The organism is Vibrio sp. WZ-1, from assembly GCF_052037695.1.
Classification (GTDB): Bacteria; Pseudomonadota; Gammaproteobacteria; order Enterobacterales; family Vibrionaceae; genus Vibrio.
In genome coordinates, this window is record NZ_JBQEQR010000075.1 from 12,290 (window position 1) to 38,266 (window position 25,977).

At 44.3% G+C, this 25,977-nt stretch carries 20 protein-coding genes; 6 read left to right on the top strand and 14 right to left on the bottom strand.

Features of this window, described 5'->3' with window-relative positions; translation table 11 throughout:
* Window positions 1–11 precede the first annotated feature (11 nt).
* Window positions 12–953: a CorA family divalent cation transporter gene (locus tag ACTS60_RS11285; RefSeq protein WP_440888310.1), complete on the top strand. Its 942-nt coding sequence runs from the start codon at window positions 12–14 to the stop codon at window positions 951–953.
* A gap of 134 nt (window positions 954–1,087) precedes the next feature.
* On the opposite strand, the gene ACTS60_RS11290 is transcribed toward ACTS60_RS11285, so the two are convergent.
* The 9 genes from ACTS60_RS11290 to ACTS60_RS11330 form a co-directional block, all read right to left on the bottom strand.
* On the bottom strand, window positions 1,088–1,564 hold the full coding sequence (locus tag ACTS60_RS11290; RefSeq protein ID WP_440888311.1) for an N-acetyltransferase family protein: 477 nt from the start codon (window positions 1,562–1,564) through the stop codon (window positions 1,088–1,090).
* Window positions 1,565–1,724: 160 nt separating this feature from the next.
* The gene (locus tag ACTS60_RS11295; protein WP_440888312.1) at window positions 1,725–3,605 is read right to left on the bottom strand and encodes a propionyl-CoA synthetase; all 1,881 of its coding nucleotides are present in this window, start codon (window positions 3,603–3,605) and stop codon (window positions 1,725–1,727) included.
* 240 nt (window positions 3,606–3,845) lie between these two features.
* Window positions 3,846–5,033 carry a 2-methylaconitate cis-trans isomerase PrpF gene (prpF, locus tag ACTS60_RS11300; RefSeq protein WP_440888313.1) on the bottom strand — a complete coding sequence of 396 codons (1,188 nt, stop codon included), beginning with the start codon at window positions 5,031–5,033 and terminating at the stop codon, window positions 3,846–3,848.
* Between the two features lie 23 nt (window positions 5,034–5,056).
* Complete coding sequence (gene acnD, locus ACTS60_RS11305; RefSeq protein ID WP_440888314.1) at window positions 5,057–7,666, bottom strand: Fe/S-dependent 2-methylisocitrate dehydratase AcnD; 2,610 nt, start codon at window positions 7,664–7,666, stop codon at window positions 5,057–5,059.
* A 132-nt stretch (window positions 7,667–7,798) separates the two neighbouring features.
* Window positions 7,799–8,941 (bottom strand): bifunctional 2-methylcitrate synthase/citrate synthase, encoded by a 1,143-nt coding sequence (gene prpC, locus ACTS60_RS11310; RefSeq protein ID WP_440888315.1) that lies wholly within the window; start codon window positions 8,939–8,941, stop codon window positions 7,799–7,801.
* 119 nt (window positions 8,942–9,060) lie between these two features.
* Complete coding sequence (gene prpB / locus ACTS60_RS11315) at window positions 9,061–9,957, bottom strand: methylisocitrate lyase (protein WP_440888316.1); 897 nt, start codon at window positions 9,955–9,957, stop codon at window positions 9,061–9,063.
* A gap of 95 nt (window positions 9,958–10,052) precedes the next feature.
* A complete protein-coding gene (locus ACTS60_RS11320; protein ID WP_049536121.1) occupies window positions 10,053–10,805 on the bottom strand; it encodes a GntR family transcriptional regulator in 753 nt (250 codons plus the stop codon).
* 582 nt (window positions 10,806–11,387) lie between these two features.
* On the bottom strand, window positions 11,388–14,558 hold the full coding sequence (locus tag ACTS60_RS11325) for an HD domain-containing phosphohydrolase (RefSeq protein ID WP_440888317.1): 3,171 nt from the start codon (window positions 14,556–14,558) through the stop codon (window positions 11,388–11,390).
* Between the two features lie 298 nt (window positions 14,559–14,856).
* Entirely contained in the window at window positions 14,857–16,875 is a 2,019-nt protein-coding gene (locus ACTS60_RS11330; RefSeq protein ID WP_440888508.1) for a methyl-accepting chemotaxis protein, read from the bottom strand.
* 149 nt (window positions 16,876–17,024) lie between these two features.
* Between ACTS60_RS11330 and ACTS60_RS11335 the strand changes: the two genes are divergently transcribed.
* Window positions 17,025–17,504: a C40 family peptidase gene (locus ACTS60_RS11335; RefSeq protein WP_038884165.1), complete on the top strand. Its 480-nt coding sequence runs from the start codon at window positions 17,025–17,027 to the stop codon at window positions 17,502–17,504.
* Window positions 17,505–17,540: 36 nt separating this feature from the next.
* Here ACTS60_RS11335 and ACTS60_RS11340 read toward each other — a convergent pair whose 3' ends face one another.
* The 3 genes from ACTS60_RS11340 to ACTS60_RS11350 form a co-directional block, all read right to left on the bottom strand.
* Window positions 17,541–17,885, bottom strand: a complete 345-nt coding sequence (locus ACTS60_RS11340; protein WP_010448125.1) for a DUF3802 family protein — start codon at window positions 17,883–17,885, stop codon at window positions 17,541–17,543.
* Window positions 17,886–18,011: 126 nt separating this feature from the next.
* Window positions 18,012–18,986 (bottom strand): GGDEF domain-containing protein, encoded by a 975-nt coding sequence (locus ACTS60_RS11345; RefSeq protein ID WP_038884166.1) that lies wholly within the window; start codon window positions 18,984–18,986, stop codon window positions 18,012–18,014.
* Window positions 18,986–19,954, bottom strand: a complete 969-nt coding sequence (locus ACTS60_RS11350) for a response regulator (RefSeq protein ID WP_440888509.1) — start codon at window positions 19,952–19,954, stop codon at window positions 18,986–18,988. The genes ACTS60_RS11345 and ACTS60_RS11350 overlap by 1 nt, the downstream gene beginning before the upstream one ends.
* Window positions 19,955–20,178: 224 nt before the next feature.
* On the opposite strand from ACTS60_RS11350, the gene ACTS60_RS11355 reads away from it, so the two are divergent.
* Together ACTS60_RS11355 and ACTS60_RS11360 are read left to right on the top strand one after the other, a co-directional pair.
* A complete protein-coding gene (locus ACTS60_RS11355; protein WP_440888318.1) occupies window positions 20,179–21,045 on the top strand; it encodes a fructosamine kinase family protein in 867 nt (288 codons plus the stop codon).
* Window positions 21,046–21,359: 314 nt separating this feature from the next.
* Complete coding sequence (locus ACTS60_RS11360; RefSeq protein WP_005427574.1) at window positions 21,360–21,554, top strand: CPXCG motif-containing cysteine-rich protein; 195 nt, start codon at window positions 21,360–21,362, stop codon at window positions 21,552–21,554.
* A gap of 79 nt (window positions 21,555–21,633) precedes the next feature.
* On the opposite strand, the gene ACTS60_RS11365 is transcribed toward ACTS60_RS11360, so the two are convergent.
* The gene (locus tag ACTS60_RS11365; RefSeq protein ID WP_440888319.1) at window positions 21,634–22,245 is read right to left on the bottom strand and encodes a riboflavin synthase subunit alpha; all 612 of its coding nucleotides are present in this window, start codon (window positions 22,243–22,245) and stop codon (window positions 21,634–21,636) included.
* A gap of 266 nt (window positions 22,246–22,511) precedes the next feature.
* Between ACTS60_RS11365 and ACTS60_RS11370 the strand changes: the two genes are divergently transcribed.
* Complete coding sequence (locus ACTS60_RS11370; RefSeq protein ID WP_440888320.1) at window positions 22,512–23,882, top strand: MATE family efflux transporter; 1,371 nt, start codon at window positions 22,512–22,514, stop codon at window positions 23,880–23,882.
* Between the two features lie 103 nt (window positions 23,883–23,985).
* Window positions 23,986–24,999 carry a DUF3080 domain-containing protein gene (locus ACTS60_RS11375; RefSeq protein WP_440888321.1) on the top strand — a complete coding sequence of 338 codons (1,014 nt, stop codon included), beginning with the start codon at window positions 23,986–23,988 and terminating at the stop codon, window positions 24,997–24,999.
* A 2-nt stretch (window positions 25,000–25,001) separates the two neighbouring features.
* On the opposite strand, the gene ACTS60_RS11380 is transcribed toward ACTS60_RS11375, so the two are convergent.
* Window positions 25,002–25,838 carry a DNA ligase gene (locus tag ACTS60_RS11380; RefSeq protein ID WP_440888322.1) on the bottom strand — a complete coding sequence of 279 codons (837 nt, stop codon included), beginning with the start codon at window positions 25,836–25,838 and terminating at the stop codon, window positions 25,002–25,004.
* Window positions 25,839–25,977 lie beyond the last annotated feature (139 nt).

The following is a 25,977-nucleotide window of genomic DNA, read 5'->3' on the forward strand; positions in this document are numbered from 1 at the left end:
AGGACGCAAAGATGGGTTTCATGATCGAACATTGGGATTTCTTAAGCGAAAATCCTACCAAACAAGAAAACTCAAGTGAAAAAATAGAACCACATCATTGGTACCACTGCGAGAGAGGTCACGTCGCGACCCGCGACTGGTTAGAGTTCAACACAATACCGCGATCAACGATAGACAATTTACTCGCAGACGAAAGTCGCCCCTCTTTTCATCAATTAGATCGGGAGAACTTTTTGCTCATTTTGCGCGGAATCAATATGAACGCTAACGCTTCTCCAGAGGACATGCTCAGTATCCGAATCCTCTATTACAACGGCGCGTTAATCTCAACACGTAAAACACCATCCAGAGCAATCATGGATATTAGAGAGGCCCTAGCAGAGCAAAAAGGTCCACAGAGTTTAGCTAGTTTGTTAAACCACATTATCGACGGTCTGAATGGGAAAATTGATACCTATTTAGACGTTATTGAAAATACGTTAAATGAGTTCGATGTAAGCGATGAATCAACCTACAAGCATATCTCCGCACAAAAAGCGCTGATGTCTATAAAGCGATTCATACGCCCACAACAATACGCGATTAGAGATCTAATTGAGTCTGAAGCACCGTTGGTAATAACAAGGCCACACCAATATCGATTCGCCCATAACAACATCATTCGAATCAACGAAACAATCGACTTCTTTCTTGGCGAAGTTGAGTTGTTTCAAGAAGAAATCAGACATAGACGAGAGCAGAAAACGAACAAGAATAGCTATCTCTTTACCTTGGTTGCCACCATATTTCTACCCACCAGTTTTTTAACTGGCTTACTTGGCATCAACATCGGCGGCATACCTGGTGTTGATTCCACAATGGCATTTACATGGTTTTGCGTGGCTCTTGGTGTGATTTTTGGGCTAGAAGTGATTCTACTAAAATACTTAGGCTTCACGAGCAAAAACGAGTAACGCCCTGTTATTAACCCTAACCCATTGAAAGCGTTATTCAATCGAAATGGCTCTCATACCAAAATGCGTAATTCTATCAGGTGCGTGTGGAATGTATTTGTAGACAGCTATCCGAAACATCGTACTTCCAAACATTACGCTAACGACTTTCTTAACCAATGAATATGATGCCCAAAACCTTGGTTCTCATAGAGAGAAATCGCTGTCTGGTTAAAGTCCCAAACCTCAACAAACATCTGTTTCACTCCATAATCAACGAATGTCGCCTCTATCTTCTCAATCAGAGCTTTTGCAGTGCCCTGTTTACGATACTCTGGTAAGACGTAGAGCTCATCAACACTTCCCATCATTACTGGCTTACTAACCGTAGAAATAAGTTCACAGAAATGTCCTGATACAAAGCCGATGATCTCATCGCCTACTCTAGCGACATAAACCAAGCACTCCGGGTTATCGAGATAACGAGCGATGCTCTTCTCTTGTTCGATTTCTTCTGCGGTTTTAAAAAACTCCGGAGACTGAATGTGGTGCTCATCATGTAACTCGAACATCAAATCATTGAGTTGTTCAAGATCGTCAAAAAGCGCTGGTTTGATTAAAAAAGTAGACATAAGAAAAGAAGCCAAAAACGGGAATCCATATAGTGTGTGTTTAAACATGCATTTAGGCAAGCAGGAATGCAAAAGCCTCTTGCTGACAAAGCAAGAGGCTTGGATGTTTATGATTGCTCGTAGCTAATCTAAGATCGTGCTTAATTAAGATTGCACTTAACTAACTACGTTTAAGCACGCGTTCGATTTCGCCTAGACTGGATGGGTCATCAATGGTTGATGGCACCACGTATTGTTCACCATCAGCTATTTGACGAATGGTTCTTCGCAAAATTTTACCTGAGCGGGTCTTTGGCAAACGGTCAACAACCAGCGCATGTTTAAAGCAAGCCACAGCGCCAATCTCGTTGCGTACTTTACCCACCAACTCACCTTCTAGCGTTAGGTCATCAATCTTCACACCATCTTTAAGAACCACGAAACCAAGCGGTAGCTGACCTTTTAACTCATCGTGGATACCAACGACCGCACATTCCGCAATCGCTGGGTGACCACCAACGATTTCTTCCATCTCGCCAGTAGACAGACGGTGACCTGCGACGTTAATTACGTCATCAATACGTCCCATGATAAACAGGTAACCCTCTTCATCTAGGTAACCACCATCTCCCGATACGTAGTAACCCGGAAATTGACTTAGATAACCTGTTTCAAAGCGGTCATGGTTGCGCCAGACAGTCGGCAAACAGCTTGGTGGTAATGGGCGCTTCAGAGCCACAAAACCTTGTTGATTTGCGCCTACTGGCATGCCCATTTCGTTCAGAATCTCGACCTGATAGCCAGGAATCGGCTTGGTAGCAGAGCCCGCTTTTACTGGCATTAACTCGATACCAGTCGGATTACCCGCAATTGCCCATCCAGTCTCTGTTTGCCACCAGTGGTCAATGACTGGCTTATCTGCTTTGCTTTCTACCCATTCTAGTGTTGGTGGGTCAAGGCGTTCGCCTGCCATAAAGATTGAGTCGAGGTTGGACAAGTCGTATTGCTTAATGAACTCGCCTTCTGGGTCTTCTTTTTTAATTGCACGGAAAGCGGTTGGCGCGGAGAAAAGCACATCCACTTTGTATTCATCACAAACACGCCAGAATGCACCCGGATCTGGTGTTCTAACCGGTTTGCCTTCGAATAGAACTGTTGTACAGCCATGAATCAGCGGCGCGTACACAATGTAAGAATGACCAACGACCCACCCTACATCCGATGCTGCCCAGAACACACCATCTTGGGGAATGTTATAAATCGACGTCATCGAATATTTCATCGCTACCGCATGACCACCATTATCACGCACCACGCCTTTTGGTTTCCCTGTTGTACCAGAGGTATAGAGAATATAAAGAGGATCTGTCGCAAGCACGGGGACACACGCATGAGGCAAAGCTTGCGCGTATTCTTGCTGCCAATCTAAATCACGCTCAAGATTAAGCTCCGCTTCGCACTGTGGGCGCTGAAGAACAAAGACTTTCTCTGGCTTCCAACGGCTGTCCATAATGGCTTTATCAACCATTGGTTTGTATGGAATTACCTTATTGATTTCGATGCCACAAGACGCCGTCATGATGACTTTGGGTTCTGCGTCTTCAATTCGAACTGCGAGCTCATTCGGAGCAAAACCGCCAAACACCACCGAATGAATCGCACCCAATCGAGCACAAGCTAGCATCGCCATTGCCGCTTCTGGGATCATCGGCATGTAGATGACCACACGATCGCCTTTGGTGACGCCTTGGTTGGAAAGCATACCCGCGATTTTTGCCACTTGGTCACGCAAAGCTTGATAGCTGTATGTTTGTTTTTGACCCGTCACTGGCGAATCATAAATCAGGGCGGTTTTGTCGCCTCTCCCTTGTTCGCAATGATAATCCAACGCGAGCCATGACGTGTTCAATACGCCATCAGGAAACCAACGTTCAATCCCATGTTCGTCAGCTTGTAAGATGGTGTTTGGCGCTTCAAACCAATCGATGTTTTCAGCTTGAGCACGCCAAAAGTTTTCCGGTTCATTTTGTGCCCAAAGGTATTCTTTTTGATATGCAGACATATTGCTTCCTCCAGTATGTCATGACATTGCTTTTTAATACCAATCGCATTAATTAGATGTTCAGAAGATTGCGTAGGTAAAACCGCTTAGAACAAGGCAAAGATTGCAGCTAGCTAGTTGTTCTACCTACACCTTCTTTAACTAAGAAATAGGTTTAACGAAGTTATCAGCGGTTTTAACAAGCAAGAATGATCAAATAATTGATGTGGTTGGTATAAGTATCACTACCATGCAATTGTGCTATTCAAAGACATTGGAGGGAACACGCACAAAACCCTCCATCAGTATTCTCGCGCTGCGGCTCATGGTGGCTTTCTCAACCACCCAACCTTGTTCTGTTTGTTTGGCTTTTGCCCCCACCTTAAGCGTTCCTGATGGATGCCCAAACGTCACAGATTCTTTCTCTCCGCCACCAGCCGCTAAATTGACCAAAGTACCTGGTACGCATGCCGCCGAGGCAATGGCGACCGCTGCGGTTCCCATCATAGCGTGGTGAAGTTTACCCATAGATAAAGCCCGGACGAGAATATCGACCTCACCTGCTTCTACGGTTTTACCACTCGACGATAAATAGGATTTAGGCTGTGAAACAAACGCAATCTTAGGCGTGTGTTGACATGTTTGAGCCTCTTCGAGCGAATCAATAAGCCCCATTTTTAGCGCGCCATAAGCACGAATAGACTCAAACCTTGCAAGAGCAGATTCATCGTTATTGATGTAATCTTGAAGCTCAGTACCTTGGTAGCCAAGCGCTTCTGCATCAATGAAGATCGTCGGTATACCAGCGTTGATGAAGGTGGCATTAAAAGTCCCAACATCCGTTACGACCAAATCGTCTACTAGATTGCCAGTTGGAAACATGCTGCCTTCGCCGTCAGCAGGGTCGACAAAATCAACTTGGATTTCTGCCGCAGGGAACGTCACACCATCAAGCTCAAACTCCCCTGTTTCTTGAACGAAACCATTTACGATTGGCACATGAATCAATATGGTTTTGCCAATATTTACCTGCCATACACGAACGGTAACGATGCCGTTTTGAGGAATACGATCTTCGTCGATCAACCCTGCATGAATGGCGAAAGGTCCGACTGCAGCAGAAAGGTTGCCACAGTTACCACTCCAATCGACAAATGGCTTATCTATCGATACTTGTCCGAACAGGTAATCAACGTCGTGATCGACTCGCTGACTGCGCGACACAATCACAGTTTTACTGGTGCTGGAAGTCGCGCCGCCCATGCCATCAATTTGTTTGGCATACGGGTCTGGGCTACCAATCACACGAAGTAGCAGTTTGTCTCTTGCCTCGCCTACAACTTGAGCTGGCTGTGGCAAATCTTCAAGGTTGAAGAACACACCTTTGCTCGTACCGCCGCGCATGTAAGTCGCCGGGACTTTGATTTGGCTTTGCATCTTGCTATCCATATCTTGCTCCGTTATTGCGCTATCTATTGCGAGAGGAAATCTTGAGCAAAGCGCTGTAACACACCGCCCGCTTTGTACACGTGAACTTCATCTTCGGTATCGAGTCGACAAGTCACTGGTACATCAACCTTGTCGCCATTAGCACGGGTAATCACCAACGCCAAATCAGCACCAGGAGTGATATCGCCAATAACGTCATAAAGCTCAGTGCCATCTAATTCGAGCGTATTTCGGTTCACGCCATCTTTAAATTGCAGAGGCAGTACACCCATGCCAACTAAATTGGTACGGTGAATACGCTCAAAACCTTCCGCGACAATCGCTTCTACACCCGCCAAGCGAACGCCTTTCGCCGCCCAATCTCGCGACGATCCTTGACCATAATCCGCACCTGCGACCACGATAAGTGGCTGCTTACGATTCATGTAAGTCTCAATCGCTTCCCACATGCGCGTCACTTTGCCTTCAGGTTCGACTCTCGCCAGCGATCCTTGCACGACTTCGCCATTTTCCGTGACCATTTCGTTGAACAGTTTCGGGTTAGCGAAAGTGGCGCGCTGCGCGGTTAAGTGATCCCCTCGGTGCGTCGCGTATGAGTTAAAGTCTTCTTCTGGCACGCCCATCTTTGCGAGATACTCACCTGCTGCGCTGCTTGCCAAAATCGCGTTCGATGGCGACAAATGGTCGGTCGTAATGTTATCGCCTAAAACTGCAAGAGGACGCATTGAAGACAGAGTTCGCTCACCAGCCAATGCTCCCTCCCCCTCTTTTTGCCAGTAAGGAGGTCTTCGGATATACGTACTCATCGGGCGCCAATCGTAGAGCGGATTCGGGTTACGAGCCTCATCATTCAGTTTGAACATTTGAATGTAGACTTGATTAAACTGCTCTGGCTTAACGTACTCACCCACCACAGCGTCAATTTCTTCATCTGTTGGCCACAAGTCATTGAGATAAACCGGCTTGCCGTCTTTGTCTGTGCCTAAAGAATCACGTTCGATATCAAAACGAATCGTACCGGCTAACGCGTATGCAACGACCAAAGGTGGCGATGCTAAGAATGCTTGTTTTGCGTAAGGATGAATTCGACCATCAAAGTTGCGATTCCCAGAAAGTACCGCCGTTGAATACAGGTCGCGGTCGATGATTTCTTGTTGGATTTTCGGGTCAAGTGCGCCGCTCATGCCGTTACAGGTTGTACACGCATAAGCCACGATACCAAAACCAAGCTTCTCTAGTTCAGGGAGTAAACCAGACTCTTCCAAGTAAAGTCGAGCAACTTTAGAACCCGGAGCAAATGAAGACTTCACCCAAGGTTTGCGCACCAAGCCAAGCTCATTCGCTTTCTTAGCAACAAGACCTGCTGCCACAACGTTTCTTGGGTTACTGGTGTTGGTACAAGAAGTAATCGCCGCGATGATCACCGCGCCATCTGGAAGTTCGCCTTCTTTCTCTTGCCACTCGCCAGAAACGCCCCGCTCAGCAAGCTCTGAGGTAGGCAAACGACGATGCGGATTAGATGGACCAGCCAGGTTGCGCCCGACTTGAGACAAATCAAACTCAAGCACGCGTTCGTAAACGGCAGTGTCTAAATCATCTGCCCATAGGCCGGTTTGCTTGGCGTACTTCTCGACCAAGTCGACCTGTTGTTCGTCACGCCCCGTCAGTTTGAGGTAATTAATGGTCTGCTCATCAATGTAGAACATCCCAGCGGTCGCACCGTATTCTGGTGTCATGTTTGAGATGGTCGCGCGGTCACCAATGGTTAGGTCTCGCGCCCCTTCACCAAAGAATTCGAGATAAGATGAAACCACGCGTTCATTTCGCAGAAACTCGGTAATCGCCAGCACGATATCGGTGGCGGTAATACCCGGTTGACGCTTACCAGTAAGCTTTACGCCAACTATGTCTGGCAGGCGCATCATCGACGGGCGACCCAGCATAACCGTCTCCGCCTCTAAACCGCCGACACCAATCGCAATAACGCCAAGAGAATCAACGTGAGGCGTGTGACTGTCAGTGCCGACACAGGTATCTGGATAAGCAATGCCTTGTTTAGCTTGCACCACCGGAGACATCTTCTCCAAATTGATTTGGTGCATGATGCCGTTACCCGCAGGAATAACACTGACGTTCTCAAACGCCGTTTTACACCATTCAATAAAATGGAATCGGTCTTCGTTTCTGCGCTCTTCTATCGCACGGTTTTTCTCAAACGCGTCTGGGTCAAAGCCTGCGTGTTCGACCGCCAGTGAATGGTCGACAATCAATTGTGTTTCAACCACCGGATTTACTTTCGCTGGGTCACCGCCTTGTTCGGCAATCGCATCACGCAGACCAGCGAGGTCGACTAATGCAGTTTGTCCAAGGATGTCATGACAAACCACTCGTGCCGGATACCAAGGAAAATCGAGGTCACGTTTGCGTTCAATCAACTGTTTTAGGCTATCAGTGAGCGTATTTGGGTCACAACGACGAACCAACTGCTCGGCTAAAACGCGTGAGGTGTATGGGAGCTTTTCATAGGCTCCAGGAGAAATATCGTTAACTGCTTCTCGGGTATCAAAATAATCGAGTTGGGTTCCCGGGAGCGGCTTACGATATTGAGTATTTATATTTGTGGTGATGCTCATGGGCTTGCTTCCGCTTTAGTGTACATCTTGTGCCTGAACGCACCGCGATACTGTTTTTGAAATGGATTCGCGGTGAAAGAGACGCCCCTTGTGAATGCCATCAAGACAAAACTCACAAAGAGGCGTCACGCGCTAGCGTTGTTCGATTGGCACCCAGTCTTGATGATCCGGTCCGGTATAATCCGCACTTGGGCGAATGATTCGATTGTTCGCACGTTGTTCATACACGTGCGCCGCCCAACCTGTCAGTCGGCTCATCACAAAGATTGGTGTAAACAGTTTGGTTGGAATATCCATGAAGTGGTAAGCCGAAGCATGGAAGAAATCGGCATTACAGAACAGACCTTTCTCGCGCTTCATAACGGATTCCACACGCTCAGAGACCGCGTAAAGATGTGTGTCACCCACCTCTTTCGATAACGCTTCTGACCAACGCTTGATCAGTGCATTACGAGGGTCACTTTCACGATAAATCGCATGCCCAAAGCCCATGATTTTGTCTTTGTTCTCTAGCATTTGCAGAATATTGGCTTCTGCCTCATCTGGCGTTTGCCAATCTTGGATCATCTCCATCGCCGCTTCGTTTGCACCGCCATGAAGTGGACCACGTAGCGTGCCGATAGCAGCTGTGATACAAGAATGAAGATCAGAAAGCGTAGAAGCACACACGCGCGCCGCAAATGTTGAGGCATTAAACTCATGCTCTGCATAAAGAATCAAAGAACAGTGCATCACCTTTTTGTGTGTTTCGCTTGGTGCTTTATCGGTAAGCAGTTTTAGGAAGTAGCCGCCAATACAGTCTTCACTGTTATCGTGCGTTTTGATTCGCACGCCATCGTGGCTGAAGCGATACCAGTAACAGATAATGGCAGGGAAAAGCGCCAGCATGCGCTCAGTAGCATGTCGCTGTTGCTCAAAGTCCATTTCCTGTTCTAAGTTACCCAGCATAGAACAACCTGTGCGCATAACATCCATCGGGTGAGCATCTGCAGGAATCAGCTCTAACGCTTGCTTAAGCTCCGCTGGTAAGCCACGCAAGCTCAATAGATGTGTCTTGTAGGCGTCTAGCTCTTGTTGATTAGGTAAGTGACCGCGTAACAGTAAATGCGCCACTTCTTCAAATTGAGCATGATTTGCCAAGTCCGTAATATCGTAACCACGATACGTTAGACCCGTCCCCGTTTTACCGACAGTGCATAAAGCTGTGCTTCCAGCGCTTTGACCGCGTAGACCCGCGCCACCTATCTCAGCTTTCTTTTCTACAGAATGAGGCATTGTTGAACTCCTTTTCTGTCTGATTTGGCTCTCTTAATGGGCTCTTTTGAATCAGACAATTTTCACGTTATTGGATTAGAGATTCTTTTCTTGGGCTTCCGTTTGTTTCTTTGTTGACCTTATTTACCCTCCGAAAACAGCTTGTCTAACTTATTCTCGTAGTCGTGGTAATTAAGGTGCTCATACAGCTCTTTTCGTGTCTGCATTGAACCAAGCATCGCTTCTTGGTTGCCAACTTCAAGCAAGTGTTTGTAAACCATCTCGGCAGCTTTGTTCATCGCACGGAATGCGCTCAATGGGTACAAAACCATGTCCACTTTGGATTGCGCTAACTCTTCGCAACCGTAAAGTGGCGTTTGTCCAAACTCAGTAATGTTGGCAAGAATCGGCACGTGCTTCCCTGTCGCGTCTTCAAGCGCTGTCGAAAACTGTTGATATTGGTCTAGCTGATTCATGGCTTCTGGGAAGATCATATCTGCGCCCGCTTCCACACATGCAATCGCTCGTTCAATCGCGCTATCCATGCCTTCCACCGCTAACGCATCAGTACGAGCCATAATGACAAAGCTCTCGTCATTACGCGCATCCACTGCCGCTTTCACTCGGTCGACCATTTCTTGTTGGCTAACAATCGCTTTGTTTGGACGATGACCACAGCGCTTCTGTGCCACTTGGTCTTCCATATGCACTGCCGCCGCACCCGCTTTTTCCATCGCTTTAATGGTTCGAGTAATATTAAACGCACCGCCGAAACCGGTATCGATATCAACCAATAACGGCAAATCACACGCGTTGGTTATACGGTCTACATCGACTAAAACATCGTTCAGTGTCGTAATGCCAAGATCTGGCAAACCGTAAGACGCGTTAGCGATGCCACCACCCGACAAATAGATAGCTTGGTGACCCAAGTTTTTCGCCATCATGGCGCAGTATGGGTTAATGGTGCCGACGATCTGCAGCGGGTTGTTTTGCTCAATGGCGAGTCTGAACTTCGCCCCCGGAGATAAGCTCATGACAATTTCCTTCTAGTCTTGTTTTACCCTTCATACTTGAAGCTGCAGCTTTGTTAACTGCGCCAATTCACCCTAATTACATAGCGCACCTATGCTCATAGGGCTGAATTGTCTTGTTGCCGCGCCGCAACTCCAATTATTTTGGGTAAAGTTTTGGAATCTGAAATCTGTAATTCGATAAGTTTTCGGCTGCCTGAGATGTGCCTTCTCATCAGCATTTCCGCCAGCTCTTCATCACGGTTGCGAATTGCTTGCAGAATGAATTTGTGTTCGTTGAGTGCTTCATTAGGACGAGATTGCGCACGCGGTGATTGGTAACGATACATGCGCAACAAGTGATACAGCTCGTCGCAAAGCAAAGAGATAAGCTTGCTATTTCGGCTCGCTTGAATAATTCGATAATGGAAGTCGAAGTCACCATGCTGGTGGAAGTAAGACGATCCTTCGACTTCGTCGATATGTTTGGAATGTGTCGACAATAGCATTTCCAAACTAAGTAACTCTTCTTGAGTGATATAGCGAGCCGCTAGCCTTGCCGCCATACCCTCTAATGCTTCGCGGACTGAATACAATTCGATGAGTTTTTCTGGAGAGAAAGTAATAACACGAGCGCCAACATGCGGAATGCGCTCAATCAATCCAAGCCCTTCTAGGCGCATCATGGCTTCACGTAAAGGGCCTCTACTCACTTGATATTTCTTGGCTAATTCAGGCTCTGAGATTTTACTGCCCGGTTCAATTTCACCACTCACAATCGCTTCCACTAACGATTCGGTCAGCGATTCAGATTTAGTGTGCTCCTTCTCAGAGACAATCACTTTATGACGAGTTTTCAATTCTGTATTCATATTCAAGGCACTCGTATTTAGAAATCAAAGTGTCAACAATTTGTTAACCTGAATATAAAATAGACGATCAGATTGTCGACAATCAAGTAAATTGTCGACAATTTAGACTAAGGTATAGTACCAAGAAGGGTAATTAAGGTTGAAATCGACCATTAAACAAAAAGATCACTGAAGATTGTCGACAATTAAAGCCAAGTACATTCAAGAGTTAAAACAAAGTAGTAAATTAATTGAACAGTACTGGATGCGCACGTGTGTACACTAGTTGATGAGCTCTTGTATTTTCTGATGCCCCCTCAATGAAATCCTTCTAAACTCTGATCCTTGGAATCTATACCCAAGTAACCTCGAGATGCTAGGTTCAGCGAGAATGACTTGGTTTGTAGACGCGCGGCGATTTAAAGGTCTAGTGGGTCTAAATCAAGAATCGACAACAAAGTATACAAGCCAAGGCCCTTACTATTTGTAAAGAGTGCCCTTTGGGAGCGTGTCATTGACTCGGTTTTTTATTAAACCAATGGCTACGTCAAACAACTTGGAAAGAACAGGCTATTACACTGCGTTGTTTTCCTTGCCCTCGAATCAATGACAACGCTCTGAATCCTGCACCTTGAAGTCACTTGGGTATATATATTTACTCACATCAACATGATCAACCTGTGCAGAAGGTAAAAACGTATTGGCATACTCAAGATAAACGCCGCTTTCCAAAAACAGTTGGAATAGCTCCATATCCAAGTGTTCATCCAACGCCATCTTGTACATAATGTCGACTGCTACACTGACAGGCTTAGCCTTTTTATATGGCCTATCCGCCGCGGTTAACGCTTCGAATATATCTGCGATAACTAGAATTCTCTCAGGAACAGAAAGATCTTCGGCACTCAGCTTTCGAGGATAGCCAGAACCTTTTAGCGTCTCATGGTGCGTTGATGCATATCGGGCCACATTTCGTAGCTCAGGAGGAAACGGCAGCGCCTCAAGCATCTTTATACCGCTTATCATATGTTCATTAATTTTATAGCGATCTTCAGCAGTCAATGTACCGCGAGAAATAGATAAGTTATAAACCTCACCCATGTTGTATTGGTGCTCTGGAACCTGCATTTTGATCCCATGCTTAGGATCAAACTCCACAGGGCGTATACGATGAATAATATGTTCCGGCTTGTCAGCTAATAGCTTCTCAACAACAGGCAAGTTTGCGCTGTTTTCTTTTTTATTCAGCTCTTCAAACGGAGATAAACCCAGACGGTCATCGAAGTGTCTTAACCAAGTTTGTTGAGCGATCTGTTTGATTCGCTCTACCTTCTCATCACTCATAAACTCGCCACCAATGTTTGCCTGAGCGATAAACTCGAAGTCATCGGTTAATTTACGTTTCTGTTCATAAAAGATGTCTGTCGCTTCTTCTTTTGTTAGCTCACCAGAGAGTATCGTTTTTAAATACTGGATTTCTGCATCACGCCACAATACTTCAAATCGCGTGCGTATTTCATTAATTCGGTTATAGTTTGCTTCTAACTTGGTGCCTTTATCTACGATATGCTCTGGGGTTGTAATCTTACCGCAGTCATGAAGCCATGCAGCGATTCTAAACTCCCGTCGCTCATCTGCATTATTGAACTTAAAGTCTTTAAATTTACCACTAGTACTGGCTTCAGCCGCTTCAGCCAGCATCAAACCAATTTCTGGAACGCGATTACAGTGCCCAGCTGTATAAGGTGATTTGTCATCGATAGCCTGAGCAATAAGGCGGATAAAGGCTTCAACAAACTCATCCTGTTGTTTCTCATGACGTTGAATTTCCTCAGCCATCTCAACGACCGAGTCTGATAGCTCAGATACTTCTTTAATTCGAGTATTTACCGCCATCGAGCTATCAAACTTCCTTGCTTTTATCTGTTCTGTGACCTCTCTAAGCTCTGTTATTGGCCGAACAATTGGAGAGCCAAACTTCCATGCTAGCGGTATTAACCCCATCATGACCAAGCCGGTGGCTAACGTTGAAGTAACCAGCTTAGAAAATACTTGTTCGGTTACCACAGACTGAGGGATAACCACTGCAAAGTATTCAACACTTCTGCCATTGGTGACCAACGGTGTCAGATACACATACTTCATTTCACCATTTATCCTAACGGGTATCATGCTGTCGTGTTTTTCACTGTCTTTGGTGATTTCGTATATGTCTGGGTAAGGTACAAAGCTGCCACGCCATTGGCTTGAATTTAACCATTTTTCATTGAGTGCAGCTTTTTGCTCAACAGTAATCGCTGATAGCGCTTGGTTGACTATCGCTAATACTGAGCCATCTGACTCTTTCATGAAAAGATGGTAACTCGGATTTTCACTGGTTTTTAGCGTGGTTAATTCAATTGAATCACGAGTATCTAAACTCTTAAGTTCTTCTAAGGTGTGATAGTTATCAATCAGATAATCGATTTGGCCTTGTAGCAGAGCTTGTTTTGCTATGTCTAAGCTAGGGAGCTCTAAGATGTTTAGCGTTGAATAACGGTCTAATAGCCATCCCTTTAGACCAAAACTGCTTACAACACCAACCTTCTGTTGCTGGAAGCCATCAAGTCCCTTTGCCACATTTTTAATTCCTCGACTTGCGATGGCTAACTCACCCTCAAACATTGACACACTTTGATATCCCAAGCCTTTGGCGCCTTTGGCCACCGAGTGCAAAATGTCGATATCATTTTGAATGTACTTGTCTACCAATGTTTTTGAGTCAAAACCATTTATAAACTCTATCTGGAGCCCTGTTTGCTCAGCGACAAGGCGAAGCATATCGACAGAATAACCATTTGGTTGACCCGCCTGAGCGTAATCATAAGGCCCCCAATCATTTTGGTTTGAAACCATTAGCGAACGGGTATTCATTATAATTTGCTGCTGTTCGGGACTCAGTTTCAATGGTTTAGAATTGGGAATTTCCACGGGAGCAAACAAGGAAATGTTTGATGCGATAACCTCCCCTTTATTATTGAAAACAAAAGACTCTGCACCGCTATCTTCACTCATCCCTAGTTCTGAAGGCTTTATTTTTTCGTTTATCGCTGACAGAACAATATCGACACCAATGACAGCTTGTTTACTTCTGACTGAATAGGTTTGTCCGGTGATCTTTAAGTGTTGGAACAAGTAAGGATCAGTTTTGTAGATACCATCCTGAGTTGCGGCATCGAACCATGGTCGTTGAGTTGGAAAGTAGTTACTTGTTTCAGTACTACTCTTTGTTAATTCGAACTTTTCGGTGAAATACTGTGTTTGTCTCAGCCTTAAATCACCTTCTCCATTTATCTTAATGATGACCCAACGATCTTCTGGGTCAGCATCAATCTTTTCCCTGACAATCGGAGACGATGCTAAGTTAATGATTTGATAGAAATCATCTGTTTCAGTCCCAAAGTACAGACTGTAAAAAAGAGGGTTATCTTTCAATACTTGTGTGAATATTTGCCTAATTTCATTTTCGCTAAACTGATGCTGTGTAGCAATCGACACACTTCTAAGTATGCTCGCACTGCTTGCCGCATTCGCATCCACTTGCTGTATATACTCACTCACCTCAGTCGTTGCCATAACGAGTTTGGATAGCACATGCTCTTGAGACATCTGCTTGCCAAAATAGTACTGTAAAGAGATCGCAATAAACGCAGTGACTGCCGTTGCAAACAAAAACAGACTACCAACGGTAAAACGAATTGAAAACTTACGCGAATGTAATGGTTCAGACTTCATTCTATAGTGCCCTCCGTTGGCATCGATGGAATGTGAGGTCTATGTCGAAACTAGGACATCTTGTGTATGTATTTTGTGATGTCCTAATACAAAACCATTATTCAACGAGTTGCTTTATATATCAACTCAGGCATTTATAAATACGTGTAATTACATTTTGTATATCAAGGAGTTTGCGCAAGGTTGCATTTTTATCGCAACACGAGTCAGTGGCTATTAACTGTAGCCCACCTTAATACATGGAAAGATTAAAGGCAGAGCATTTGCCCACCTTTAATCTTTGGAAGTTGAATAAATATTAAATCGTTTGATGTAGCTGATACTTGTGTAACATTGCTTGCTGATGTCCTGCTATTTCTGCAACTTGCTCTGAGTTTTCAACCATAGAATCCAAGCGGAGTTTTGTTAACTCACCTTGTTCTGAAATACGGGTTATTGAACGAGAAACATCAGCCGTAGCACGGTCTTGTTCTTCTGTTGCTACGGATATCTGCTCAATTCTCTGCTGAATATGTTTCACGGCTACATTAATGTTCGAGAAAACAATTTTAACGTCGTCACTCGATTGCAGTGCTCGTGTCATCTCTTCTCGAGAGTCTATGACTGCTCTACGCGAGCCTTCTGCTGCGGCCACTAGCTCTTTCATCATTTCACGAATGTTGGTGGTTTGTTGAGATGTCCCACTGGCCAATTTACGAACTTCATCCGCAACAACAGCAAACCCACGACCTTGTTCACCTGCACGAGCCGCCTCAATAGCTGCATTAAGAGCCAACAAGTTAGTGTTCTCGGCAATACTACTGATAACCTCGACCATCTCATAAATTTTCTTTACTCGCTGATCTAACTCAAGCATCGAGTCTTCATTAGCAGTCAGTGCTTGGGCCAAAGAAGCAAGGCGTTCTCGGTTTTGGTCGACCACCTCAACACCCTTCATCGTACTATTTGTTGCGGCTTGCGAGTCCTCAAATGAGGCAGCGGTGATTACAGCAATCTCCTTTATTGATGCCTCTAACTGCTTAACGGTAGTAACCATGCATGTTAAAGCTTCATTTTGCGAACCCAGACTCTGATTAGATTGCTCTGCCGCTTCGTAACTAATTTCTGCTGTTTGATAGAGCGTTTCACAATTGCGCGTAACCAATGCTATGGATTCATGAGTTGAATCTATAACCTGGTTGAGCTTTCTTGCAATATCCTTCATTTCTCTAGGCCCTATTGCGACGGCGATTGAACGTAGGTCGTGCTCGGTTAATAAAGACAACTCACGTGTAATGTTGTTCAGCCCTCTATTAACCCACGTTCTTATACCAAACCAAGAAATCACAATGAGACAAGCCAATAAGCTGCAACTCATTACAACTATGAAGCTCGCTTCCTTAATCGTTAGCTGTACTATCCTCTCTCTGTCGTCAATTAAGTTACGTGCGGCTTCAGAGACTTGACTCAATAACGCAATGGTTTGATTAGAAAGCTGTGAGGCTCTTTCCAAGTCAACTTTTTGTTGTTCTGTTTGTTGTAACTTAGCAAGAATCCTATGGAGGAGCCCACCCTCTTCAAAACCAGCTTGTACCATCTCATAGGGTGCGCTTAAGCTCGTAAACTCAGAGATTTCAGGGTGCCAAGCCTTAAAGTCATCATACGCGAGGTGAATACCCGCAATTCGATTCTTCAGCTCTCGATACTCTCTCTCAGCTTCTTCCAACTCTGTTTGCATCATCATTAACAGGAATGTGCTTTCCATCGAACTTGCGGAAGCAATAAAACGATTTGCAGCATCGGCTGATTCTGGATTATCAATACTAAGAAATGAACTAATTCGATTCATTTCTGGACCAATTGAGCTTAAACCATATCGAAACTCACTCAGTTCACTGTTAATCTCAGCTTGAATCTGGATTACAGATGCTTGTGTGGAAAGAACGACTGTCGTTATGCTGTGTAAGTCATCTAAATTCTCAGCAAGCATCTGAGAGAGATGGAAATCAACTCCTGAAGTTTGATTGACCAATTCGTTGGTCTGAGAGGCCAGTTCAATCAGTTGAGCTCTTATCAAGCTAAGCTGATTGAGCTCCGTTACTTGCATACCGACGTTGAGTAACTTGATTTGTTCCAAGACATTTTTTGTTAGCGCAGCATTAGCCATCGCCATGGGCAGCGCTTTTGTGGAAAGATCATCAAACTCGACACCAACTCGCTCCATACCTTTGAAACTTGACGCAGATAAAGCTATAACAAGAGCAAGTATAGTGACGAATGTAATAGTGATGGTTTGTATCAGTGACAATGAAATACTTGAACGTTTGCGGCTTGTCATAATGTCCACGCTTTACTCTAGTTAGGGCTCAGTCATCACTCTTGGATTGTCACGAAAATGAGACTTAAGTGTGATTTTTAGCCCATCTTATTGAGCGCTTATGACGGTAAGATTTCATTAATAAGACAATAGGATTAAATGCAAACAGGATGCGATATATAAAATTTTCGTTATTATTCAGCCTATTACTAGTAGGCTGCTCGTCTAGCCCAGGCAATAGCCCTACAACTGACCAGCGCTTAAGTTCGGCACAATTGCTCTCCGATACTCCGGCATTAAATGACTTCTATGTCGAATGGCAAGGCACACCATATCGCTATGGCGGAAATCAGAAAAATGGTATTGATTGCTCCGCCTTTGTGCAAAAAGCTTTTGTTGAGGCATACCAATTAACACTACCTCGAACAACTAAGGAACAATCAAAACAAGGTATAAAACTGGATTGGCAAGATGCGAGAAAAGGCGATCTCGTCTTCTTTAAGACGAAGAGGACAACGTACCACGTAGGCATCTACCTCGGAGATATGCAGTTCATGCACGCATCTACATCAAAAGGTGTGATTATATCAAGGTTAGATAACCCCTACTGGTCATCTAAATTTTGGCAAGTAAGAAGAGTCACCCTGTAACTCTTCTTCTATTAAAAGGACTCAGAGCGACCCAAACTAATCGTATGTCGCGACAGCGGTATCAAATAGGTTCTTAACTAAGGCAATGTATTCGTCAAGGAAGGTAATCTGTTCGTTTGTCGCTTTTCTATGCCAAACGCCCGCAAGCACTTCGCTTAGATCTTCGACTACAGCGTCAGCCTCTTTTAGAAGCTTAAAGCGAACACTTGAGTGAAGCTCAGGGTTCTGTTCAAAGATCGCCATGATGTTGGAGGCAACCATGTCGGTTACTACATCTTCAATGCTTTCTGAACCTGTATCGCCGGTTCCTGAAGTAAAAATATCGAGGTTTAGCGACAAGTGCTCAATTAGAGCCAGATATCCATCGGTTTCTACAACCACTTCTATTCTCCGTTTGGTGCTGGCTTTCACTGTGGAAAGCGAATAGTTTCAATACTAAGACATGCCAAAAAAATTTCATTAACTAATTTCATATATATCAAAATTAGTCAATTAACTGGACGAATATCAACCAATTTTATGCATTTCTTGTTGACTGCATGTTTGGTTTCGCCCGCCTTCTTTTGCACGATATAGTGCTGAATCGGCAGACTTCAGCCATTGAGTATGACTATCAAACTGAGATTTATACTCGCAAACGCCAAGACTTATCGTGTAGTTAATCAAAAACTCTTCAACTTTTACGATTTCTTGCTCAATTCGCTTTCTCAAACGCTCTGCAAAGTACTTTGCTTGCTCCTCACTTGTGTTGGGTAATAGTACTGTAAACTCCTCACCACCAAAGCGACCACAAATGTCACTCCCTCTCGCAGTGCGTTTCAGCAAGTTAGCGGTTCGACGGATCACCTCGTCCCCCGTATGGTGTCCGTATGTGTCATTCACTTTCTTAAAATGGTCGATATCAAAAATAACCAAAGAACATGGGGTTTCCATGCATTTAAGTCTAGCGAACTCCTCTTTAAAAGCTTGTTCCCAAAATGCTCGATTAAATAACCCTGTAAGCCCATCTTTTCTACTGATTTCAGAAAGATGCAAGTTCGTCTCTTTTAAATGGATTCGGTTACGTGCCGTTTCAGAAACATCGTTAACTTGTATAGCGATATGATTTATCTCGCCGGAAAGCGAATGCAACGGTGTTATTACGATATCTTGATACATGTAATTACTGCCGTTAGAAACGGGGGAGAAATTCTGAAATTTAAATAGATAAGGTCGATTCTCCCAACTAGAAAAGGAACGAGTTTCTAGATCTGCCGCGGTTTTGATTTTTGTTTCTAACCACGTTCTCGGTAGGTCTTCAAAATGGTCAAAGAGACAACGCCCCAAAATGTTCTGTGACAATACCCCGCTGTATGACTGCATAAAGCCATTCCAGACACAAACCTTATACTCTCGGTCAATTACTACCAATCCTGAATCCATCGTATCAAGAATTTGAGTAACCCAATGAAAGTCAGCAATATCTAACGTAATCTCAGACATCAAACTAGCTCCATGATTTCATAAATGATTTCCACAGACAACTTGTCGATTAGGAAAAGGACCTCACACTCAAAATCAAGGGACTCCGCCATGTAAGTGTACTCAATGGTAAAGAGCTCGCCCCCCTCTTCACTTTCTTCTTTGAAAGGAGAAACTGAGTCAATAATGGCAGGCTGACGTAATGAGAATTGTTTGTCGAGTTGGTTTCCCAAAGAGGTAAGGAAAGAAGACACTAAAAGGTTTGCGATATTTAAAATAATTTCATTTGATGGCGTAAACTCAAGCAAATACCCCAACTTTTCACCAATGAGATTGATGTCCTTACCGCGTAAACAAACAAGCGCCTCACCATGAACACCGCCACCCACGAAACGCTGTGATACAGCGACAGAACGCTCTCTTCCTAATACATCCACCAATGTCATGTGCAGCTCGCCGTATGACAATGGACCGACGTGAGGAACCGGCAGTTGTATAAACTCGCTCAGGTGATCAGCCATGATTGCTGCACCTTTACCTAAGGCGATATTGGTGACTTCACGAAACTTTGCAATTGGAGACAATTCTACCTTTGTTTGCTCGCTTGTATTTTCTGGGCTTTTTAATGCGTAGTGCAACCCTAAACGAGCAAACAAAGGCACTATTTGATGCTCAGAGAAGGGTTTTTCTACAAAATCAATTGCACCTAACTCTAAACATCGATTTTTCGCGGACTGCTGTACATCTCCGGAAATCACAACCACTTTTGTTTCATAGGAACTTACTGGTAATGATTCTAGTAACTCAAAGCCATCCATTACTGGCATCGTCAGATCGAGAAACATAACATCTATGTTTTGCTCCATCATTATTTGAAGCGCCTCGTAGCCATCTTGAGCTTCGATTAGCTGAAGTGCTGGCTCTTGCAAAATAGAACGAATAACCAACTTTCGAGCTACCGCAGAATCATCACATATGAGTATTTTCATATCGCCTATGGAACTAAAGTCAAAAAAAGAATAATACTCGTTGTGCAGATGCATCGCCATATGGTATGCACTTAAATCAGTCACTTATAAGAGACTTGATTCACAATTATGCAATTTATTAACATTTACAACATTTTTTGTTGCTGAAGTTTGCTCTATTACCCGCCAATCAATCGTCACTTCATCTAAACTATTGGAGGTTAAGTCGATTGGTGGAGTTTTCTATGTGGCAAGCAATAGCTCAGCAGCTGTCTGACACCCTATTATTTGAGTATCAAATTACTGAAAAAACGAGGCTGTCAGGAGGGGACATCAGTGAAAGCTACATGATTAGCGATGGCGAACAGCGTTACTTCGTAAAAATCAACGATCGTGAGTTTTTCAATAAATTCGAATTGGAAGCAGAAAGTCTCCATTTGCTTCGTGAGACCTCAACTGTTTTTGTACCAGAAGTCGTCTTGGTCGGAAAAACCAAAGCTCACTCCTTCATCATTTTGAATTACCTTCCGACAAAACCACTTGAAGATGCTTCTAACAGCTTTAAGTTTGGTCAGCAGTTAGCACTCCTCCATCAATGGGGAGAGCAAAAAGAATTTGGTTTCGATAATGACAATTATATTGGATCTACACTGCAACCCAATCAGTGGCACAAAAAATGGTGTGTTTTCTTTGCTGAGCAGCGTATCGGGTGGCAATTGCAGCTTCTGAAAGAAAAAGGCATAGAGCTAGTAGATATTGAAGATTTTATTGATGTAGTTAAACGCCTGCTAGCAAACCATACTCCTACTCCTTCGCTATTACATGGCGACCTATGGAATGGCAATGTCGCTTTAACCCCATTTGGACCAATTTGTTTTGATCCCGCGAGTTACTGGGGAGATAGAGAGTGCGACTTAGCAATGAGCGAACTATTTGGTGGTTTTCAGCCAGAGTTCTATCAAGGCTATGAATCGATTATTCCATTACCCATTGGATATTGTGAGAGAAAGGAAATTTACAACCTTTATCATGTACTTAACCATTGCAACTTATTTGGCGGACATTATTTAGAACAAGCTCAAGTGCTGATAAATAAGATCGTCTCATATTGAATATGCGTTGCATATTTAGCATGTAAATCATTTCATATTGTAAATTTTCGACGCACATCACCATCACATAATCCCCCCAAGCTCAACCGTGAGTTTGGGGTCAACTTTTCCACTTATTTCGACTCAATTAGCAACAAGAACACCTAATATTCTTAGTAACTCGGCTTACGTTGTATCTCTTAACCTTAGAGAAGAGCGAGTAATCATACCCAAGAAGCCTCTAGATACGGCGTTCAACGAAAATGACTTGGGTTAAGGGCTGTATTTTCGAAACAACAAAGTATTAAAAGCCCTGCAATATTAGGAGTTTTTGTATGCAAAATTACACAGAAAGACACGTGAAATGCCCTCACTGTGGGCACTCAATTGGCATCACACTCGATGCAAGTAACGGTAACCAAGAGTTCTATGATGATTGCCCTGCTTGCTGCCATGCCATCCACCTCAACATGAAAGTTGATGAACTACAGCAAAAAGTCGAGTTGTTCATCGACGATAATTACGAGTAGAACCTAACATTCTAATCAATAAAAATAAGAAAAGGAGCTTGATGTGCTCCTTTGTTATTTAAAGCTTTCTTATTAAGTCTTAGAGCTGTTTCGCTGCTAGTACGCGCTCTACCGTATCAACAATCGCTTGCGTTTGCGGGTCGAACTCTACATTGATCTTTTCACCAACTTGGCGACAACCAAATAGCGTTCTTTCTAGCGTTTCAGGGATCAGGTGTACAGAGAAACTGTTCTCTTTCACTTCACCGATCGTCAAGGAACACCCATCAAGCCCAATATAACCTTTCGCCAATACGTATTTCATTGACTCTGGAGCCAGCGTAAACCAAATCGTACGGTTATTTGGCGTATCGATAATATCTGTAATTTCTGCCATCAGACTGATGTGCCCTGACATGCTATGGCCACCAATCTCATCGCCAAACTTAGCGGCGCGTTCAATATTCACGCTGTCGCCCTCTGCCAACTCACCAAGGTTGGTCAACGCTAGTGTCGCTTGCATTAGGTCAAAGCTGATTCGGTTCCCTTCGATTTTAGTTACGGTGAGGCAACAACCATTGTGCGCAACAGATGCACCAACTTCTAGGCCTTCATTTAATGCACCTTCCAGTTCAACAACGTGAGTTTGGAAGCGCTCTTTTTTGTCGATATGAACGACTTTTGCCGTACCTTGAACTATTCCTGTAAACATTCTTTTTACCTACTTATTATTCGTAGCCGATAGCCAAGATAAACGACCACCAACTGTTTTTACAATCGTCTATCAATTAACCAAAAATCCGCATCTTGTGGGTATGGTATCTGAGCATACAATTGTTTATCATCTGCGCGGAGTTCCTTCGAGGCATTTTTTCACCTTATAGTGACTAAAATCAACCATCAGATCAGTTCATCACATCTTTTGTCCTCGAGCACTCTCTATCTTTTCTAATTATTGTTCCGCTCTGGAGTATTTTCGTGCATCGCTATAAAGAAGAAGCATCGAGTCTTATAAAACTAGCAACCCCTGTGTTGATCGCTTCTGTTGCGCAAACGGGGATGGGCTTTGTCGATACCGTGATGGCAGGTGGCGTCAGCGCTACCGATATGGCAGCGGTATCTGTAGCTGCAAGTATCTGGCTGCCGTCTATCCTATTTGGTGTTGGCTTGTTAATGGCCCTCGTTCCCGTTGTTGCTCAACTAAACGGTTCTGGTCGCCGAGTTAAGATCCCATTTGAGATCCAACAAGGTATCGTGCTTGCCCTGCTTATTAGCATTCCGATCATCGGTGTGCTTTTCCAAACCCAGTTCATCCTTGAGCTTATGGATGTTGAGGCAGCGATGACACAAAAGACCATCGGGTATATCCATGCCGTAATTTTTGCTGTACCTGCATTTTTGCTATTTCAAACCTTGCGCAGCTTTACCGATGGTATGTCTTTGACCAAACCAGCCATGGTGATTGGCTTCATCGGTTTGATGTTAAACATCCCTCTCAACTGGATTTTTGTTTATGGGAAGTTTGGCGCGCCAGCCTTGGGTGGCGTGGGTTGTGGTGTTGCTACAGCTATCGTGTACTGGGTGATGTTTGGCTTGTTGCTGCTTTACGTGACAACGTCAGCACGCCTGAAGAGCATCAATCTGTTTGGTGAGTTCCACAAGCCTCAACTTAAGGCGCAAGTTCGTTTGTTCAAACTTGGCTTCCCTGTCGCTGCGGCGTTGTTCTTTGAAGTGACGTTGTTTGCAGTGGTGGCGCTTTTGGTTTCTCCGTTGGGCTCAATCATTGTCGCGGCGCACCAAGTTGCGATTAACTTCTCTTCACTTGTTTTCATGTTACCAATGAGTGTAGGTGCAGCAGTGAGTATTCGTGTTGGCCATCGCTTAGGCGAAGAGAACGTAGACGGTGCTCGTGTGGCTTCTCGCGTTGGTATAATGGTAGGCCTTGCCCTAGCGATGATGACTGCAATCCTAACCGTTATCTTCCGTGAGCAAATCGCCCTGCTTTACACCAACAACCCAGAAGTAATCGAACTTGCAATGGTGTTGTTGCTGTTCGCTGCAATCTACCAGTGTACTGACGCAGTTCAAGTAATTGCTGCTGGTGCACTACGTGGCTATAAAGACATGCGCGCTATCTTCAATCGTACCTTCATAGCTTACTGGTTACTTGGTTTGCCAATCGGTTATGTACTTGGCCGTACAGATTGGATTGTAGAGCCAATGGGCGCACAAGGTTTCTGGCTAGGCTTTATTATTGGTCTTTCATCTGCAGCGTTCCTATTGGGCATTCGTCTACGCTGGATGCATCGCCAAGAGCCAGAAGTGCAGTTGAACTTTTCTCAGCTGTAGTTCGACGCTAAATAATAATGTAAAAGCCAGCACCCGCTGGCTTTTTTGATCTCTAAGAATAATCGGGCGGTATACTTATCTAAGTGATTAAAAAGGAAATGCTGTGAGAACTTCATTTGTCGCTGCGGCAGTTTTACTGTCAACTACTATGCTAAACGGGTGCAACGAATGGTTGGCCCCTGAAAAAGCGATGTTCGAAAAGTACAATCAGCGTCTGGCAAATGTATTAGACACATCGAAAGTTGAACTAGACGCCTCGCCCGCTGTTACCATTCCTGACAAACGAGATCTATTTCAAGAGTTGCCTCGCCTGTCAATTGGCTTGCTAGAAAGCTACCAATTACGCCAATGCGGCCTGTTCAATTTGCTCGCTGAGAAGAACTCACAAATGGGTAAAGTCCAAGACGCCTTTTACGATTTCGATTATCAAACCAAGCTACTGCGCACTCTCAATGGCTGCCTAAATGATTACCCATTGAGTGATGAAGAAAGGGCAAAGCTCAGTGAACTATACGATCAGAAATGGCATCACCTGATGGTACACCTCGATAACATGCTGCTTACGAGCGAAGCTATGCGTAAACAACTGACAGGCTCAGATTGGTTACCAATGGATAGCAAAGATCAAGTCGCTCATGTCCGAGCTGCTTTTCAGGCATTGGACGCAATGTATCAAACACCTTTTCGTACGCTCTCTCGCTTACCCGACGTCACAATCGTGAACTACCAAGAAGAACTCGAAAAAACGCGTCTTGTAGGTCGTCTTTACTACACTCTCGTTGACGCAACAAAATGGCTTGAGCACACCACACATATGCTCCAAGAAAACCAAGACCGAATCTTTTGCGGCGCCAACCGAGACACGACCCAATTTCGCTATTTAAGAAACGTCTTCCAATCCATCTATGTTGCCGAAGTTCAGCCATATATGGCACTTGTCGATAGAACCTATCAACAACTGGACGTTGGTATAAACTTAGTTGAAGAGAGGATGACTGCACACGGAGCAATCTACGGAATTAGAGGGGCACATCGCCAGTTTCGACAAAAAACATTAGAACATGTGCATTTTTGGAAAGCGTTGTTTGAACGTTGTGGCGTTAACATCACACGCTAACTCTACTCTTTTAGACGCTCGCGTAGGTAACGAGCAAATTTAGGAATACCATTATGCGTATAGCCATTAAAACGAAAAGTAATGGTTGCACCTAGTTTTGGTGGTGACTTTCTAACTTCATCGGTAAAACCACTGCCAATATAGAACTGCTTTCCATCGGATGTCTGTATTAACATTGCCCCCATCATCCCAAGCAGTCTTCCAGTACCTGGTTTGTAACCAATGACGATACCCTCTGCATCTTCGTGGTGCTTAAGCTTAAGTAAATCACTACCGCGCCCCGCTTGATAACGGCTAGATACCTTTCGTAACATCACACCCTCCCCCTTTGAGTGTGCAATGTTGTCGAGCTGCTTAAAAAGTTGTTTCTCACTTTTTATCGGCCTGTGCTCAATGTACTTCACGTGGTCAGCGTCTAGCTGTAAGACAATACTTTGCAGGTTATAGTATCGCTTTTGGTAATCACCAGCCGCTTCAGGAATATCAAACACCATAAAATCGATGCCTCTCCACGATGCATCGTTGGGTGTTTTATCCAAAACCGTTTGTTGAACAATATTGAAGTTACCTCGCCCAGCCCAAAGCTCCCCATCAAGGGGAAACGGAGGTAAATCTTTTTTAAACCATTCAGGTGCATGAATGGTATTCCCGTTTCGCGTAACAAACTGCCTGCCCGTCCAATACGCCCTGATGCCATCCAGCTTCTCACTGTACCAATATTCCGCTATATCGATATCTTGATGGTAGGTTTCTGCAAGGGGAACAAAGGGGGTATCAAAAGACTCTGCAAGAGCACTAGACGTAGCAAGTACTGCCAAAGCAATTAAATTCATTCTCATAATAACCAACGACCTTGTTACCCTCTCCTGAATATCATTAGAACTCATCAATAAACAAAGCTACATAGATAAGCAAAATATATCCGAGAGAGTGCAACATTACTGATGCTCATCGTCACCTTAGTTACATGATTCTTCA

What these genes read in the sequence shown, in the direction of transcription:
- ACTS60_RS11295 (WP_440888312.1), bottom strand. Translation starts at nt 3,605, where the DNA reads ATGTCTGCATATCAAAAAGAATACCTTTGGGCACAAAATGAACCGGAA.
- acnD (WP_440888314.1), bottom strand. Translation starts at nt 7,666, where the DNA reads ATGAGCATCACCACAAATATAAATACTCAATATCGTAAGCCGCTCCCG.
- ACTS60_RS11365 (WP_440888319.1), bottom strand. Translation starts at nt 22,245, where the DNA reads ATGTTTACAGGAATAGTTCAAGGTACGGCAAAAGTCGTTCATATCGAC.
- ACTS60_RS11320 (WP_049536121.1), bottom strand. Translation starts at nt 10,805, where the DNA reads ATGAATACAGAATTGAAAACTCGTCATAAAGTGATTGTCTCTGAGAAG.
- ACTS60_RS11325 (WP_440888317.1), bottom strand. Translation starts at nt 14,558, where the DNA reads ATGAAGTCTGAACCATTACATTCGCGTAAGTTTTCAATTCGTTTTACC.
- ACTS60_RS11290 (WP_440888311.1), bottom strand. Translation starts at nt 1,564, where the DNA reads ATGTCTACTTTTTTAATCAAACCAGCGCTTTTTGACGATCTTGAACAA.
- prpC (WP_440888315.1), bottom strand. Translation starts at nt 8,941, where the DNA reads ATGCCTCATTCTGTAGAAAAGAAAGCTGAGATAGGTGGCGCGGGTCTA.
- prpF (WP_440888313.1), bottom strand. Translation starts at nt 5,033, where the DNA reads ATGGATAGCAAGATGCAAAGCCAAATCAAAGTCCCGGCGACTTACATG.
- ACTS60_RS11335 (WP_038884165.1), top strand. Translation starts at nt 17,025, where the DNA reads ATGCGATATATAAAATTTTCGTTATTATTCAGCCTATTACTAGTAGGC.
- ACTS60_RS11360 (WP_005427574.1), top strand. Translation starts at nt 21,360, where the DNA reads ATGCAAAATTACACAGAAAGACACGTGAAATGCCCTCACTGTGGGCAC.
- ACTS60_RS11285 (WP_440888310.1), top strand. Translation starts at nt 12, where the DNA reads ATGGGTTTCATGATCGAACATTGGGATTTCTTAAGCGAAAATCCTACC.
- ACTS60_RS11380 (WP_440888322.1), bottom strand. Translation starts at nt 25,838, where the DNA reads ATGAGAATGAATTTAATTGCTTTGGCAGTACTTGCTACGTCTAGTGCT.
- ACTS60_RS11350 (WP_440888509.1), bottom strand. Translation starts at nt 19,954, where the DNA reads ATGAAAATACTCATATGTGATGATTCTGCGGTAGCTCGAAAGTTGGTT.
- ACTS60_RS11330 (WP_440888508.1), bottom strand. Translation starts at nt 16,875, where the DNA reads ATGACAAGCCGCAAACGTTCAAGTATTTCATTGTCACTGATACAAACC.
- ACTS60_RS11355 (WP_440888318.1), top strand. Translation starts at nt 20,179, where the DNA reads ATGTGGCAAGCAATAGCTCAGCAGCTGTCTGACACCCTATTATTTGAG.
- ACTS60_RS11345 (WP_038884166.1), bottom strand. Translation starts at nt 18,986, where the DNA reads ATGTCTGAGATTACGTTAGATATTGCTGACTTTCATTGGGTTACTCAA.
- prpB (WP_440888316.1), bottom strand. Translation starts at nt 9,957, where the DNA reads ATGAGCTTATCTCCGGGGGCGAAGTTCAGACTCGCCATTGAGCAAAAC.